Source organism: Psychrobacter lutiphocae DSM 21542, assembly GCF_000382145.1.
Classification (GTDB): domain Bacteria; phylum Pseudomonadota; class Gammaproteobacteria; order Pseudomonadales; family Moraxellaceae; genus Psychrobacter; species Psychrobacter lutiphocae.
Genome location: NZ_KB907643.1, coordinates 43,407 through 59,857 on the forward strand (window position 1 = coordinate 43,407; position 16,451 = coordinate 59,857).

Sequence of the window (16,451 nt, forward strand, 5' to 3'; positions counted from 1 at the left end):
AATTTATTTTAATTGGTTTATTTTAAATACAGTTAAGCTATGATAAGTTTTTATCAATCGTTTTCCCCCACCCCCTCTACCAAAATTGGAGAAACCTATGAGTAATATACCAAGTGAGTTAAAGTATGTAGCAAGCCACGAGTGGTTACGCTTAGAAGATGACGGCACCATTACTATTGGCATCACTGACCATGCACAAGAAGCCTTAGGTGATATCGTTTACGTTGAATTACCTGATGTTGGCGATACCGTTGCTGTTGATGATGAGGTGGCGGTTGTTGAATCTGTCAAAGCAGCCTCTGATGTCTATGCCCCTATCACTGGGGAAGTTGTGGCGATCAATGAAGCACTAGAAGATGATCCAGAAGTTATCAACACAGACCCATACGGTGATGGCTGGATGTATCGCATTAAGCCTGATAATGTTGCTGATTATGAAGACTTAATGACAGCTGAAGAATATCAAACTGAGCTGTAACAAGCTATATTTGTAGCCAGATAAATGAGTTGCAAGGCAACCGAGTGCAAGTACTACTTACTACTGAAGTAGGCTAAACGAGGTTAACGCTGTAACTCTTTTATATGGCTGTGACTATATTATCAGTTGTCACCCATACTGTGATACTTTTATCTAAAAAATTATCTAATGCCACAGCTAAGACTTTTCTAGCATTTATTTAAAACTTTCTTAGCTATTGTATATGCCATATATTGGCTTAATTCAGCATTGTCTTATGCAATATAAGACAATGCGCCCTAATCGCATGTTTACTCCCCGTCTTATTAACCACCAATTAGGGATAATTGTTATGTCACATTCATCTCAGCCATCTCAGCCACAAAGCACCCTTAGCTATGACGGTCTGCAAGCGCAAGATGCTGCTCGTTTAGCAGCTTTTACAGAGGTAGTAGAGTCACGTCGCTCTGTGCGCAAATTTACGGATACCCCTATTCCTGATGATGTACTGCGTGACTGTCTTCGCTTAGCCATGCTCGCACCTAACTCAAGCAACCTGCAACCTTGGGAGTTTTATATTATCAACACACCAGAAAAGCGGGCTAAAGCAAATAAAATCTGCATGAATCAAAATGCAGCTAGGACAGCAAATAAGCTTATCGCAGTTGTTGCTAGAACCGATACATGGCGAGAGCATGCCAAACAAAATATTCGCAAATTCCCTGATGGTCCTGCACCAAAAAGAGTACGTACCTACTATGAAAAAATAGTTCCATTAGACTTTTTGCGTGGACCTGGTGGCGTTGTTTCATTGGCTAAACGTGGTATGACAAAGGCTGTCAGACAGCTTAAAGGACCCGTTAAAACCCCTTATTATACATTTGATGACATCAAAAACTGGGCAACAAACAATACAGCACTTGCAGCGGAAAACTTAATGCTAGCCCTTCGTGCTCATGGCTTCGATAGCTGCCCTATGGGTGGATTTGACGAACCTGCACTAAAGCGTTTATTAAAATTAGGGAAGCACCATCATGTGGTTATGATGATTGCTGCTGGTGAACGAGCAGACAATGGCATTTACCACAGCCAATTTCGCTTCGATTATGATCAGTTTGTTAAAGAAATTTAAGTATCTTTAAAATAGAGTATCTCTAGTTAAAATTAAGATATTTTTAACAACTATTAATAAACAGCTACTTTAGCTTGACTACCAACTTAACACAAAGGACAACCATGACTTCACTAAATTCAACCCATACCAGTAATGGCTTATCTTTTGATGGGCTATTTGATGAAGCACGTTTTGTCGCCAGACATCTAGGCTCTGGTGCTAACGATCAAGCAGAAATGCTAAAAGCCATCGGTTATGAAGATATAGACAGCTTTATTGCAGATACCGTACCTGAAGCGGTGCGTATGAACCGCAAGCTTGATTTACCCCCTGCCATGAGCGAGCACAATGCGCTGGCGAAACTGCGCGCGATGGCTGACAAGATTACAGTTAACAAAAGCTATATCGGTCAAGGCTACTCGCCAGTACGCATGCCCGCTGTTATCCAGCGCAACGTGTTGGAAAATCCAGGCTGGTACACAGCCTACACACCCTATCAAGCTGAAATCTCACAAGGCCGCTTAGAAGCTTTATTAAACTTCCAACAGGTCTGTATTGATTTAACCGGTCTTGAAATGGCAGGTGCCTCACTTCTTGATGAAGCCACTGCTGCTGCTGAAGGTATGGCAATGGCCAAACGTGTCAGCAAAAATAAATCAAATCAATTCTTTGTTGATGAGCGTATCTATCCGCAGACACTAGATGTGATCAAAACTCGTGCAAAATATTTTGGTTGGGAAGTAGTAGTTGGCGACTTTGAAACCGCTAAGTCTGGTGACTTTTTCGGTGCTATTTTTCAGTATGTAGGGCGTGAGGGTGACGTGGTTGACTTGACCGAGGTCATCACGGCAGTTAAAGCAAACAAAACCTACGCCTTAGTAGTCAGTGACATCATGAGCTTAGTACTATTAAAGTCACCCGCTGACATGGGGGCTGATGTTGCCTTAGGTAGTACCCAGCGCTTTGGTATCCCAATGGGCTTTGGTGGTCCACATGCTGCATATTTTGCTTTTACAGATAAAGCAAAACGCTCAGCACCTGGTCGTATCATTGGTGTGTCTAAGGATGCTCAAGGTAATACCGCCCTACGCATGGCGCTGCAAACCCGTGAACAACATATTCGCCGCGAAAAAGCCAACTCTAATATATGTACCTCACAAGTGCTGCTCGCCAATTTAGCGGGTATGTATGCCGTCTACCATGGCCCAGAAGGTCTAAAACGCATTGCAACCCGTATCCATGCGCTAGCGACTGCCTTTAGTGATGCCATCAAAGCCGCTGGTGCTGACCTTAAAGTCGTCCATGATCAAATCTTTGATACGATATTAATTGATTGTGGTTCAGAAAAACTGGCCACTCAAATCTTTGAAAACGCTGATAACGTGGGCTACAACTTATGGCGTGAAGGCGATACCAAATTAGCAGTTTCTTTCTCTGAGACCAGTGACCAAACTGATTTTGAAATCCTAACTCAGTTGTTTACTAATAAAGCACATCCCCTGCCAACAAACGCTAAAGTTTCATTAGATACTTCTGTTCTACGTACTGATGACATCCTGTCTCATCCTGTCTTTAACTCGCATCATACTGAACATGAGATGCTGCGCTATCTGAAAAAGCTAGAAGACAAAGATCTGGCGATGAACCGTAGTATGATTTCGCTAGGTAGCTGTACCATGAAGCTAAATGCCACCAGCGAAATGCTACCGATCACTTGGAATGAGTTTGCCAATGTACATCCTTTTGCACCACGTGACCAAGTGACTGGTTATCTAGATATGATTGCAAGCTTGCAAGAGCAGCTAAAAGCGATCACTGGTTTTGATGACATCTCTATGCAGCCAAACTCAGGTGCTTCTGGTGAGTATGCAGGTCTGCTTGCTATTCGCCGTTATCATGAGTCACTGGGTGAAACCAACCGTAATGTGTGCTTAATTCCAAAATCAGCGCACGGTACCAACCCTGCCACAGCCAATATGATGGGTATGAAAGTAGTCGTAGTTGCCACTGATGACAATGGTAACGTTGACATTAATGACCTAAAAGCCAAGTGTGAAGAGCATAGCGACAATCTGGGTGCGTTGATGATTACTTATCCATCAACTCATGGTGTGTTTGAGCCAGGTATCCGTGACATCTGTACCTTGATCCATGAGCATGGTGGTCAGGTATATATGGATGGCGCAAATATGAACGCTCAGGTAGGCTTAATGCAGCCTGCTGAAGTGGGCGCAGACGTGCTACACATGAACCTACACAAAACCTTCTGCATCCCACACGGTGGTGGTGGTCCAGGCATGGGGCCTATCGGCATGAAATCACATCTTGCACCATTTAAGGCCAATCACAGTGTCACACCTGTCTTTAATGCTACGCAACAAACCACTGCGGTATCAGCCGCACCTTATGGCTCAGCCAGCATCTTACCTATCTCATGGATGTATATCACCATGATGGGTGGTGACGGACTTCTTGCTGCCACTAAGTCTGCCTTATTAAATGCTAACTATGTTGCCAGCCAGCTGCAAGATGATTACCCAATCTTATATACAGGTAATAATGGTCGTGTGGCACATGAATGTATCATCGACATTCGCCCATTAAAAGAAGAAACTGGCATCACAGAAGCGGACATTGCCAAGCGCTTGATGGATTATGGCTTCCATGCGCCAACCATGAGCTTCCCAGTGGCAGGTACTTTGATGATTGAGCCAACAGAGTCAGAAGCCAAGCATGAGCTAGACCGCTTTATTGATGCGCTAAAAACCATCAAGCAAGAAGCGTTAAAAGTTAAAGCAGGCACAGATGGCTGGACGCTTGAGGATAATCCTCTGGTTAATGCACCACACACTGCATTTGTTATTACTGCCGATGAGTGGTCACATCCATACAGCCGTGATACAGCCGCCTTCCCATTAGACTATATTCGTCAACATAAGTTCTGGCCGTCTGTGGGTCGTATTGATGATGTGTATGGTGACAAAAATCTAATGTGTAGCTGCCCAAGTATTGAGAACTACATGTAGGATTTTTGCTGGATAATTGAACGAATTATCAGCCCTACCATAACTGTTTTGATTGACCTAACATCCTGCAAATCAGCACTTGATTTGCAGGATGTTTTTGTTTAACGTAAAGCTTGTTCATCTGATAAAAAAGATATCACTATGCCACAACCCGTTATTATGACACCGTCATATCTTGACGCACCAGACGCACTTCCCGTTGCTAGAATCAACCTACCCTTGGTGGTGCTCATTCATGGCCTACACCAGCGTGGCTTTATCATGTCAGTTTTAGGTAGACGTTTAAAAGCGCAAGGCTTTCAGACTCATCTGCATGATTATCATAGCTTAAGTGCGCCCATTGCTGAGCACAGCCGCAGCTTAAATCTGTGGCTAGAAGCGCATTACAATCCAAATGATATGCTGTATTTGGTAGGTCATAGCTTAGGCGGCTTGGTGATACGTGACTTTATTGAGCGCTATCCGCATTGGTCAATCGGGCGCTGCGTTACCTTAGGTACGCCGCACAATGGCAGCGTCAGTGCTGATTATATTAGTAAGTTGCTGCCGGCTGCCGTCGGTAAGGCGTATCAAGGCGCACTAGATGGCACTAGCGCACCTTTGCCAGATCGGATAAGTTTGGGTGTGATTGCAGGCAACTCGCCGCATGGATTAGGACAGTTATTTTTAAATCATTATAAGCGCAAAGCCAAGCTTACCGCTGAGCAAAGCGAACATGATGGTACGGTATTTGTCAGTGAAACACGGCTACCCAACGCCCGTGATCATTTGGTGTTACCCGTGTCGCATACAGGTATGCTGATTAACAAAACAGTGGCTGATCAGACCTCTTATTTTTTACTACACGGGCGCTTCAAGCGTTAGCTGTCAGATTCTGTATTAGACTCATTATTAGAGTCAGAATCCTCAGCCATACTCATACCTGCTTTGAGGGCTTCTTTATGGGTAGTAATCAGTGGAATTAGCGTTTGGGTGACCCACTGATAACGCCAACCTTGCAAGCCTTCTGGTAGCTCAGATAATGGCAAATCATAAGCGACGATTTCATATAATTGTGCTATCCACTTTTTGCGCATTAACACATTGGCAGGCACACCAACCTTAGCCGCATACGCTTTTACCGCTGTATCTACTGCTTTAGAAACTGTCTTATCTTTTGAGCGATAAGGAGGCAAAATACATGCAGGACGCTCTTGCTCATCTAGATGGCGGGCTTGGTTAATCACTTGCAGTAGCTCATCACCATAAAGGCGAGCCATGTTGCGCTGCATGGTGGTTTTTTGTGTCAATTGCTTCATAGTCGTGGGCATCTCAAGCACCACTTCACGTACAGCTTGCTTCTTTAATATAAAGGTTTTTGGCTGATTGGTCGCCCGTGCCAACGCCTCACGCCAGCTAGATACCGCCTGCAATACGGCCAACTGCTCACTGGTATAGCGAAAATCTGCCATCGCCAAATAAGTGGCGTCATCTTCGATATTGGCTGACTCATACAGCTCTTTGGCATACAGTTGACAGTCTTCAACCACCTTATCAAATAGACCTGTTTTTTGTAATTGCTGCTGCAAAATATCATACAGATTGAGTAAGTAGCGCACATCATCAATGGCATAGCTTTCTTGCTCCTGGCTTAATGGGCGCAGTAGCCAGTTAGATTGACTTTCACCTTTTTCCAATTGAATATTAAGCTCTTGATGAACCGCTTGCTGATAGCCCATCTGCAATTGACCGGTTAAATATGCCAACGCAATTTGAGTATCAAACACATTGGTTAAAGCCGGGCTATCAGAGAGCAGATAAAAAATACCCAAATCCTCACCACAGGCATGCCAAATCATCTGTGGCATTTCTTCTAACACCACCCAAAACTCAGTCAAGTCTAGCTTAGGCGCATCGATTAAATAGATGGTTTCACCAGTATTGATCTGTACCAATGCCAAAATGGGAAAATAAGTACTGCGCTTAATAAACTCTGTGTCCAGCGCAATACGATCTTGGGTCTCTAAGTCATCTAAGCAAGCCTCTAGCCCATCGAAGTCTGATACCCAATACACTGGCAGATCGGTTGACGCTTGCAACTCACGCTGGATACGATCGATATCAAGCAACTTACTGTCATCATAAATAGACGCCAGCTTTGGTTTGTTAGCATCAGCAGACTCCTTTGCGTTTACATGAGATGGCGAGTGTTGCGTGGACTGAGTCATAAAAGCCTTCTTTCTTTTTTATAAATAAAATAATGTACAGTAACTGTGCAAGCACTCAGTGGCACTTAATGGAGGAAGCTAAATAAACACACATTAAGATCTATTTTGTAGCGCCTGCGATAAGGTCATACTGTCCAAATATTCAAGTTCACCGCCCATCGGGATACCTTGTGCAATACGTGTCACCTTACCCACATGACGGCGCACTGCCTCAGCAATAAAGTGAGCTGTGGTCTGTCCTTCAACTGTGGTACTGGTTGCCAAAATCAACTCATCAACTTGCGTCGTCTTCAATCGATTTACCAGCTGATCAATATTTAAATCATCGGCATTGATGCCATCAAGTGGTGATAGATGACCACCGAGCACAAAATAGCGACCACGATATCCCGCTGTCTGTTCAATAGCCATCACATCCGCAGCAGTTTCAACCACGCACAGCAGACTGTCATCACGACGTGGGTCCAAACAGATCGGACATACCTCGTCATCACTGAACGAATGGCACTGGCGACACTCTATAATATCGTGCATCGCCACATCCAGCGCCTGCGCTAGTGCTATCCCTTGTGGACGCTTGCCATTAAGCAGATGCAGCGCCATTCTTTGTGCGGTCTTTTGACCCACACCGGGTAATACCCGCAGCTGCTTAACCAAATTATCAAATTTTTCGGTTAACAATCAATCACCTTTATCTTTTTTCGTTTAACAGCAACTAACAATCTAACATTAACTAATAGATTGGTGCGGCGACAACATAAAAAAAGGGAGGTAACTCAAAAAATTACCACCCTACCTGGTTGGCTATCGAAGCCATAAGCTGAGCGTGTTATCCCACTTACTGGCAAACAAATGATCAGTTAGCCAAACAAGTTATTAGCCAAATAGACCTTGCATGCCTGGTGGTAAGCCCATGCCGCTAGTAGCATCAGCCAAGGTTTTATCAGAAAGCTCATCGGCTTTCGTCACTGCTGCATTGATAGCAGCCGCAATCAAGTCTTCAATCAAATCAGGCTCATCTTCCAATAAACTTGGGTCAATCGACAAACGCTTCACCACATGACGGCCTGTCATGGTTACTTTTACCAAACCGTTACCAGCTTCAGCTTGCACTTCTTTGTCAGCAAGCTCTTTTTTTGCTTTTTCAACATTGGCTTCCACTTGCTTTTGCATGGCTTGTGCTTGCTGCATTAAAGCTTGAATATTCATATTTACCTCATATAAAGTCATTACTTACGAATTTAAAAACGTGCGAATTAGGAACATGGCAATCGCCATCAGTGACTTTATTATACTGATAACTCTGCGTGCTGTCTAAAGTAAATGCCACTCTTATGCTTTAAGTTTGCAACTGTGCTTTAAGGAAGCAATTATATTTTAAGTGAGCAATTATATTTTAAGTGAGCAATTATATTTTAAGTTAGCAATCTATTAACTTAAGCTGTCTAAACCACGTGCTAAGTCAGCAATAATATCATCCACATCCTCAAGTCCTACCGACAAGCGAATTAAAGCATTCGTCACGCCAGCTTCATCACGGGCTTGTTGTGAGATTCTAAAATGAGTGGTGGTTGCTGGATGCGTCACTGTGGTTTTGGCATCGCCAAGGTTATTGGTAATAGAAACCATTTGCGTGCTATCAATCACATGCCAAGCGGCTGATTGCTGCGTATGCTCACCAATAGCTTTGACTTCAAAGCCCATGATGGCACCAAAACAGTTGGCTCTATGGTGCTGCTGCTTGGCAAGCGCATGCATGGGGTGGCTAGGCAACCCTGAGAAATGCACCTTGCTGACATTAGGATGCGACTCTAAAAAGGCTGCGATTTTATTGGCATTATCACAGTGCGCCTGCATGCGTAAGTTTAAGGTTTCTAAGCCTTTAATGAATACCCACGCATTAAACGGGCTCATACTGATACCGCCAGAACGCACCACTACAAAGGCTTGCTGCATCAGATCATCACTACCAACCAACGCACCGCCAAGCACCCGTCCTTGCCCATCAATATATTTGGTCGCTGAATGAATCACCACATCTGCACCCAACTCTAAAGGCCGCTGAATGGCCGGCGTCGCAAAGCAGTTATCCACCACAAATAAGGCATCGTTTGCATGTGCGATTTGACTAATGGCTTTTAAATCAGCAATTTGCCCCAGTGGATTACTTGGCGTTTCACAAAACAGCAATTTGGTATTCGGCTCAACTGCCTGCGCCCAAGCCTCATTGTCGAAGCAATCAACATAAGTAACGCTGACACCAAACTTGCTCATAAGGTTGTTAAATAGCCCCACAGAAGAGCCAAATAACTGTTTGGCAGCCACAACATGATCGCCTTGTTGCAAATACGCCAAGCACATGGTCAAAATAGCACCCATGCCTGACGCCGTTGCCACCGCACGCTCTGCGCCTTCTAAGGCAGCCAAGCGACGCTCAAAGGTGCGCACTGTTGGATTGGTATGGCGAGAGTAGACATTGCCTGTTTTGCTACCATTAAAGTGAGCGGCTGCATCCGCCGCTGAAGCATACACATAGGAGCTGGTGGTATAGATAGGATCATTGTGCTCACCTTCATCGCTGCGGTGCTGCCCAGCACGAACGGCTATGGTTTGCATGCCGTAGTCTTGGGTCAAATCTAATGCATCGCTGCACCAATTAGAATCCAGTCTGGTGGTTGCTTGATTTTGATTTTTTTGGGTGTCTGTCATAGTGTCCGTCAGCCAGTTGTCTTAGATAAAAGAAATAATAAAATATGTGGATATCACAATAGAATAATTAAGTAATAATAAAAGTAATAAATAATCAATAACAGGTCATCAAAATAAACAGCAAAACAATGACGAGTCAATTCAATAGCAGAGAATAGAAAACAAATAACAATGTAAAAATAACAATGTAAAAAGTAAACGCTAACCCATAAAATAGGATACAGTTTACAGAGTAATCATAAATAAGCTATTTTAGCAAATAGATGACAGGTTTTATGTTAGTTTAACCTTCTAATCTAGGTTAACGCTATTCTGTTTTTAAATATTAAAAATCAACTCTATTGCCAAAGGAAATGACTGATGGACACAGCACACACTTCGACTCAACATTTTATCCCTACCCAGCCAATTCAAAGCGTCAGTTTTTTGGGTCTTGGCGCTATGGGTTATCAGATGGCCAAGCATTTAGTCGGTGAGTTTGAGACTGTTATGGTTTGGAACCGCAGCTTTGAAACTGCTGAAGCCCACGCCAAACAGTTTGGCACTCAAGCGGTAAGCTTGGCGCAGGCTGTGAGCGCCGATGTTATTTTTTCTTGTTTGCCCACCAGTGATGTTGTCGATGCCATTATTGAACAGGCGTTACCACATATGCAGCCTGGCAGTGTTTGGGTAGACTGCACCAGTGGCGTGCCAGATCAAGCCAAACAAAGTCAACACAAATTAAATGCCATTGGTTGCCAATTTATTGATGCCCCGGTCTCTGGACAAACTTCTGGAGCAGATGCTGGCACCCTCACAGTTATGGTCGGCGCAGAAGCTGCTGCCCTTGATTATGCCAAGCCAGCCATTGACTGCTTTGCTGGTCTAATTGTGCATGTCGGCGGCTTGGGCGCAGGCTTTGCGGTCAAAGCAGTGAACAACACCTTATTTGCTATCAACGCTTGGGCCGCAGCAGAAGGATTAAGTGTGCTAAAAGCACATGGCGTTAATCCCAGCGCCGCTTTAAGCTGTCTCAACAAGGCCAGTGGTCAAAGCTTTGCTACCCTAGCCACTTTTCCTGATCGTATTGTTAATCGAACATTTCCCAAAACCTTTACCTTAGATTTGATGGCGAAAGACTGTGGCATTGCAATAGACTTACAAACAGCAGAAAACGTACCCACCCCAGTAATGGCACAGGTGGCGAGCTTGATTCGAGCAGCCAGCAATCAGCACCCACCAGGGGCAGTCGATTTTTCAGAGTTTGCTAAGTTTTATGAGATGCTAACCGGTATTAATATTGAGGATTCTAAACAGTTGCAGACGCCAAAGAACAGTAACGACAAAAAGGCATGATTATTTTGAAAAATAAGTTAACGGACTCTCAAAACAATGCATCTGGCCGACCACAAAGCTCTAGCCAGCATTTTGTCATGCCTTTTTTCACTCAGTGGTCTGTTTTAATTCAGTGGCCTGTTTTTAAAAGGCTAACTTTTGACCAACTAATATTAAAACGGTTGGCTATAAAGCAACTTAGTTTAAAGCAGCTGAATATAACGATGCATCAGACAGGTATTTATAATCTGGTTAAAATATGCCTACTCCCCCTGCTTTTTGTGTTATTAACCGCCTGTAATAGCTTGCCACAGCAGCCGCATATTGCCAAAAGCGTGCGTTTAAGTAACTTGTTAGATGCCCATTACAATCAAGCAAACACTATGGCTGACGACACCTTATTAAACGCACAAGTGCCCAATTATCAGCCCGTTACCGACCCACAGTTAGAGCGACAAAAGCTGCGCCTTAGCGAGTCGATTATCGAACAAAGCGAGTCACATCCAAATCAGTCTGGCTATCACACCATCATTACTGGCTCCAACGCCTTTGCCGCCCGCAGTGTGTTAACCGACATGGCACGTGAAAGCATCGATGTGCAATACTATATTTGGCACAATGATCAAGCAGGACAGCTGTTATTAAAGCATCTGTGGCAAGCGGCTGAGCGTGGGGTGATCATACGCTTTTTGCTCGATGACTTTAACAACACTGCTGCCTTAGACAAGCATCTGTTGCGCTTTGCTAGCCATCCCAATATTGCAGTGCGCTTGGTCAACCCCATGTCACACCGCAAGTTACAAACCCTTAACTACTTAACCGATTTGCGGCGAATTAACCACAGAATGCACAACAAAAGCATGACCTTTGATCGCAGCTTGAGCATCATAGGCGGGCGCAATGTGGGCGATGAATATTTAAGTAATAATGAATACAACCAGTTTGCAGATCTTGACGTGCTGTTAATCGGTGATGTGGTGGCGGAAATTACCGACAGCTTTGAACAATATTGGCACTCACCCTTGGCCTATGATATTCAAACCTTGGTAAGACCCTCGGGTGAGTTAGCAAAATTAAACAAACCAGCTCAAGCTCAACTCAAAGCCCATACAACAGACCATGCCTTACCTATTGCCACACCTGCCAGCAAAATTGACTTTATTCGTCATCTTGACAAGATCAAGTTTGATGAACAAGGCAATCGCACCCAAAGCCTAACGACTTATTTACAAGCACAACAAAAGTCACGTATTGATGTCGATTTGATTAATAAGCAAGTACCTTTTCGTTGGGCGCCCATTACTTTTTTAAGCGATGATGTGGATAAGCTGATTAATAATGCGCCTGCCAACAGTCATCTGGTATTTAAACTCAGAGAGATGCTAGGCACGCCAGATACCCATTTATCTATCATTTCTTCTTATTTTGTCCCCACCAAGGATGGCGTGGCTACATTAATCAAACTTGCACAACAAGGCGTTCAGGTTAGAATACTCACTAATTCGTTTAACGCCACCGATGTGGCAGCAGTTCACTCTGGCTATGCTCAGTGGCGCGTGCCCTTATTAAAAGCTGGGGTTGAGATTTATGAGCTCAAAGCAACCGCAGGCGCTGAAGCACGCGAAAATAAACTATGGAGAGCCCGCTCACAGTCCTCTACCAGCTTACATGCTAAAGCATTTGCGGTAGATGACCACCATGTGTTTATCGGCTCTTATAATGTCGATCCCCGCTCTGCGAACATTAATACAGAGATGGGCGTGATCATCGAAGATGATGAGTTGGCAGACAGGTTACATGCTGCCATCAGTGAAGATCTGTTGCCACAGGCCTATCGCTTAGTACTGACACCACAAGCTCAGATACGCTGGCAGACGCTTGAAGATGGGGTGCCAGTGATTTATGACAAAGAGCCTGATGTTGGGTTTATGGACAGTTTTTGGATTAATATGATGTCGTTAATGCCGATAGACTGGCTGTTATAGATGCCTGCTCGAGCTTTAGCTTAAAGCCATAAGACTATTAAACGTAAAATCAGCCGTAATTTTATTTTAAATTATGTCAGCCATTACTCTTTAATTATTGAATACAACGACTATGCCTTTTGTTGCCTTATCTACCAAACAAAATACCTTATCCATCAAGCAATTATTAATTATTTGCTATGGTAATGCTGTGGCTTTTTTTGATTTTTTAATCTACCTTTTTATGGCAGATATTATCAGTACTACCTTTTTTCCTTCTAGTGAAGATCCTTTGTTAGCCAAGCTACAAGCCATTAGTTTATTTAGTGCTGGCTATTTAACACGTCCACTTGGCGCCTTACTGATTGGTCGTTATGCAGATGTCAGTGGACGCAAACCAGCTCTATTAATTAGCTTGTTATGCATCGCCATCACCACCTTAATCACCGCCTCGCTACCGACATATGCGCAAGCTGGCGTTTGGGCACCAATATTATTTTTTATTGCCCGATTATTTCAAGGCATGGCTTTTGGCGCGTACACGCCTTTAGGCTGGGTTTATATTGCCGAACATGTTCCTAGAAGTAACTTAGCAACTTATTTAAGCTGCGTTACTGCAAGCTTTATGCTAGGCGAGCTTGGCTCAAACTTATTGTTCGAAGCACTTACCAGCACTCATACACAGCAACAGCTCATTGAAAGCGGCTGGCGTATTCCTTTTGTCTGGGGCGCTATGCTTAGCTTTGTGGCATTATTGCTATGGAATGTGTTAGATGAAACACCTATTTTTACCTGTCAGCAAGTAACAAAAAAATACTTACCAAAAATGTCGGAGATAGACTTATCGCTAAAACGCGGTAACGCTATCTTTTTAGCACTATTGATGACCTTTATTATTTCTAGCTTAATCATGGTCGTTGCTTTACTGCTCCCTGACCTAATTTTAATGAAGTTTAGTGTCGATGAGTCTATGCTCAACTTTTCTCATAGTTTGAGCTTATTATTTTTGATTATCGGCTGTATATTCTTTGGTTTAATTGCAGATAAAAGTAGCACAGGTAAGGCGCTAATGATTGGCTCTTTTGCGTTGATCGTACAGACGTTAGCATTTTACTATCATTTAGAAAACAGTGCTGGCTCTTTTATTCTATTGATGTATGCGATTTTGGCATTTTGTACTGGCATTGTCAGCTTGGGCGCTGTGATATTAGTGCAGCTGTTCCCAACTGAACTGAGAGTAACCGCAGTATCTTTAACTTACAATTGTACTTATGCCATTGTTGGTACAGCCCTTCCTTTAGGACTAGGTTATGCTACCAATATTATTAGCTTTTCACCAGCCCTGTATATTACCTTTGTCGGCTTGATTAGCTTTATTATTGGACTGTATATCTTCCGCTTACCTAAGTTTAAAGATTTGGATGCCTCACTTAAACTTTGAACTTAAAGCTTTGAACTGCAAGCTTTGATATTTAAATAAAATCGACTTAATTTTTAAATAAAAATAAACAGTTATGAAAATACAGGCTACCTCTTTTGTCGTCTATATCTTGTGTTTTGTACAGCCAGCCCGAAAAATATGTAAAAAAGCATAATAAAAACTCAGACCATTTGCCAACATAACTGTTTATTTATCCTACTTTTCTTGTTATTCTACTTTTTTTACATTGCAATCACACAACTCAAGTTAACCCAAGATATTCTTTATTAACGGTCTTCTATGAGTCCCACTTAAAAAAAGCACCACTCCTCTATAATCAACCGTCAAACTGCAGTCATATGCTAACCTACGGTGCTTAAATGAAAGATGTCCTAAATCTATGCCTGTTAATTATCATGATAACGCCACCCTCGCTACAATCAATAGCGACAGTCCGAAGCATAACAGCAAAAACAAAAGCAAAAGTAAAGATAGGAGGAGGAATCAGCCTAAAGGTAGGACAAGTGACAACCACAAAACTTTCATAACTCATAGTGAACCACACTGGTCTTTTAAAAAATCACAGTTGCCATTTATCGTGTTTACCAGTTTTGCCGCCTGTTTTGATTTTTTAATCTATTTTTATTTAGCCGACGTCATTAACCAAACCTTTTTTCCAACCCTGACCGATTCTTTTTTACATCAATTACAAACCATTGGATTATTAAGTGCAGGCTTTTTATCTCGCCCTATTGGTGGCTTACTCATCGGCCGCTATGGCGATGTGCATGGGCGTAAACCGGCGTTGTTTATTAGTATCGGCTTTTTAACCATCACCACCTTGATTACCTTATGTTTGCCCACTTATGCACAAGTTGGCGTATTAGCCCCTGTTTTATTTATTCTAACCCGCTTATTACAAGGGATGGCCTTTGGCGCTTACTCACCCTTAAGCTGGGTATTTATCGCTGAGCATGCTGCTAAGCAAAGCCTGAGCAGCTATTGCAGTTTGGCAATGGCTGGACTAATTGCTGGTAACTTTGGTGCGGTACTGATAGCAAAAATATTATATAACAATCTGAGTATGACCGAGCTGACCAGTTTTGGTTGGCGCATTCCTTTTATTATCGGCAGTGTATTTAGCTTAATTTCTTTATACCTATGGCGCTTTGTACAAGAAACGCCTGCCTTCACCACCCTGAAAAATAAACGCAGCAGCACACCACATTATCTCAATGTGTTGCCCACTTTTAATCAGCCCATTGCGATGACCTTAAGCTTATTTATTGCGTTTTTGCAAGCCAGTCTGATCATGGTTGCTGTGCTGTTATTGCCCAAATTAATCGCCATTAAATTTAGCCTACCTTCTAGTTTTACCAATTATGCCATCTTATTGGGACTGATATTTCAGCTTATTGGCTGTTTGTTTTATGGCTTGCTAGCAGATAAAGTGGGTACTGGTAAAGCACTGATTGTGGCCGCCTTAGCGCTCATAGTACAGGCGTTATTTTTTTATAATCATTTGTCCTATGGCAATGGTGATTATATTTTATTGCTTTATGCGTTACTTGGATTTTGCAGTGGTATGATCGGCTTGTTCCCTTCTATTTTATTGCAACTGTTTCCAACCCAAGTGCGATTGGCCTCGCTGTCACTCACTTACACTTGTGCCTCAGCCATTGCTGGTACAGCCCTGCCAACCACTTTATATTATTTAACCAATGTTGTTAGCTTTTCACCAGCTTTATACCTGACCTTTATTGGCCTAGTTACTGTGGTTTTGGGATTTTATTTACACCACTTATCTTTGTTCAATGCGCTTGATCAGCTACCGCTAGATACAACTATCGATACTCAAACAGCCAAGCTGTAAGTCATAAGCTCTACTCTATGAAGCTAAGGCAACTTCTTTGCTTTATTTGATATTTTTATTCTCGATTTCATGTTTTAATAGACAGATACCATTGCTGACTGAGTTAAAGCGTAAGGCTCGTGGAGGCTCTCTACCTTTTCCAGGGTCGGTCAACAGCTCTGGCAAAGCAACTACATATCACGTACCGCTTAAAGCGCTGACCAACTGGATAGATGAGCAATCACAAACTGCTATTGATGATTTTCACGCAATGCAGACTTATACCAATTCCATAAATAAACCTATAAACCAATCCAATCACGAGAAGTTATAGACTGAATGAGCTCGGGCTTGGAACAAAGTCTATTCCAAGCCTTGCAAGCAGCAT

12 protein-coding genes are annotated in these 16,451 nt (G+C 42.9%); 8 read left to right on the forward strand and 4 right to left on the reverse strand.

Annotated features, from left to right (window positions below):
* The first annotated feature begins 97 nt into the window (after window positions 1-97).
* The 4 genes from gcvH to H140_RS0109120 all read left to right on the forward strand — a co-directional run bounded on the left by gcvH (window position 98) and on the right by H140_RS0109120 (window position 5,461).
* On the forward strand, window positions 98-478 hold the full coding sequence (gcvH, locus tag H140_RS0109105) for a glycine cleavage system protein GcvH (protein ID WP_019673351.1): 381 nt from the start codon (window positions 98-100) through the stop codon (window positions 476-478).
* 331 nt (window positions 479-809) lie between these two features.
* On the forward strand, window positions 810-1,589 hold the full coding sequence (locus tag H140_RS0109110; RefSeq protein ID WP_019673352.1) for a nitroreductase family protein: 780 nt from the start codon (window positions 810-812) through the stop codon (window positions 1,587-1,589).
* A gap of 104 nt (window positions 1,590-1,693) precedes the next feature.
* Window positions 1,694-4,597 (forward strand): aminomethyl-transferring glycine dehydrogenase, encoded by a 2,904-nt coding sequence (gcvP, locus tag H140_RS0109115; protein ID WP_019673353.1) that lies wholly within the window; start codon window positions 1,694-1,696, stop codon window positions 4,595-4,597.
* 141 nt (window positions 4,598-4,738) lie between these two features.
* Window positions 4,739-5,461, forward strand: a complete 723-nt coding sequence (locus H140_RS0109120; protein ID WP_019673354.1) for a lipase family alpha/beta hydrolase — start codon at window positions 4,739-4,741, stop codon at window positions 5,459-5,461.
* Here H140_RS0109120 and H140_RS0109125 read toward each other — a convergent pair.
* The 4 genes from H140_RS0109125 to H140_RS0109140 form a co-directional block, all read right to left on the reverse strand.
* A complete protein-coding gene (locus H140_RS0109125; RefSeq protein WP_019673355.1) occupies window positions 5,458-6,804 on the reverse strand; it encodes a ribonuclease D in 1,347 nt (448 codons plus the stop codon). The two genes, H140_RS0109120 and H140_RS0109125, sit on opposite strands and share 4 nt — an antisense overlap.
* Window positions 6,805-6,897: 93 nt before the next feature.
* A complete protein-coding gene (gene recR / locus H140_RS0109130; protein ID WP_019673356.1) occupies window positions 6,898-7,485 on the reverse strand; it encodes a recombination mediator RecR in 588 nt (195 codons plus the stop codon).
* Window positions 7,486-7,680: 195 nt separating this feature from the next.
* Window positions 7,681-8,013, reverse strand: a complete 333-nt coding sequence (locus H140_RS0109135; protein WP_019673357.1) for a YbaB/EbfC family nucleoid-associated protein — start codon at window positions 8,011-8,013, stop codon at window positions 7,681-7,683.
* Window positions 8,014-8,235: 222 nt separating this feature from the next.
* The gene (locus tag H140_RS0109140; protein WP_019673358.1) at window positions 8,236-9,513 is read right to left on the reverse strand and encodes an O-succinylhomoserine sulfhydrylase; all 1,278 of its coding nucleotides are present in this window, start codon (window positions 9,511-9,513) and stop codon (window positions 8,236-8,238) included.
* 360 nt (window positions 9,514-9,873) lie between these two features.
* Between H140_RS0109140 and H140_RS0109145 the strand changes: the two genes are divergently transcribed.
* From H140_RS0109145 to H140_RS0109160, 4 genes are all read left to right on the forward strand, one after another.
* Complete coding sequence (locus H140_RS0109145) at window positions 9,874-10,848, forward strand: NAD(P)-dependent oxidoreductase (protein ID WP_019673359.1); 975 nt, start codon at window positions 9,874-9,876, stop codon at window positions 10,846-10,848.
* Between the two features lie 197 nt (window positions 10,849-11,045).
* Window positions 11,046-12,812 (forward strand): phospholipase D family protein, encoded by a 1,767-nt coding sequence (locus H140_RS0109150; RefSeq protein ID WP_406947558.1) that lies wholly within the window; start codon window positions 11,046-11,048, stop codon window positions 12,810-12,812.
* Window positions 12,813-12,924: 112 nt separating this feature from the next.
* Window positions 12,925-14,232 (forward strand): MFS transporter, encoded by a 1,308-nt coding sequence (locus H140_RS0109155; protein WP_019673361.1) that lies wholly within the window; start codon window positions 12,925-12,927, stop codon window positions 14,230-14,232.
* A 379-nt stretch (window positions 14,233-14,611) separates the two neighbouring features.
* Window positions 14,612-16,084 carry an MFS transporter gene (locus tag H140_RS0109160; protein WP_019673362.1) on the forward strand — a complete coding sequence of 491 codons (1,473 nt, stop codon included), beginning with the start codon at window positions 14,612-14,614 and terminating at the stop codon, window positions 16,082-16,084.
* Window positions 16,085-16,451: the final 367 nt, after the last annotated feature.

Coding starts and splice junctions, on each gene's coding strand:
- gcvH (WP_019673351.1), top strand. CDS start 98: ATGAGTAATATACCAAGTGAGTTAAAGTATGTAGCAAGCCACGAGTGG.
- H140_RS0109110 (WP_019673352.1), top strand. CDS start 810: ATGTCACATTCATCTCAGCCATCTCAGCCACAAAGCACCCTTAGCTAT.
- gcvP (WP_019673353.1), top strand. CDS start 1,694: ATGACTTCACTAAATTCAACCCATACCAGTAATGGCTTATCTTTTGAT.
- H140_RS0109120 (WP_019673354.1), top strand. CDS start 4,739: ATGCCACAACCCGTTATTATGACACCGTCATATCTTGACGCACCAGAC.
- H140_RS0109125 (WP_019673355.1), bottom strand. CDS start 6,804: ATGACTCAGTCCACGCAACACTCGCCATCTCATGTAAACGCAAAGGAG.
- H140_RS0109135 (WP_019673357.1), bottom strand. CDS start 8,013: ATGAATATTCAAGCTTTAATGCAGCAAGCACAAGCCATGCAAAAGCAA.
- H140_RS0109140 (WP_019673358.1), bottom strand. CDS start 9,513: ATGACAGACACCCAAAAAAATCAAAATCAAGCAACCACCAGACTGGAT.
- H140_RS0109145 (WP_019673359.1), top strand. CDS start 9,874: ATGGACACAGCACACACTTCGACTCAACATTTTATCCCTACCCAGCCA.
- H140_RS0109155 (WP_019673361.1), top strand. CDS start 12,925: ATGCCTTTTGTTGCCTTATCTACCAAACAAAATACCTTATCCATCAAG.
- H140_RS0109160 (WP_019673362.1), top strand. CDS start 14,612: ATGCCTGTTAATTATCATGATAACGCCACCCTCGCTACAATCAATAGC.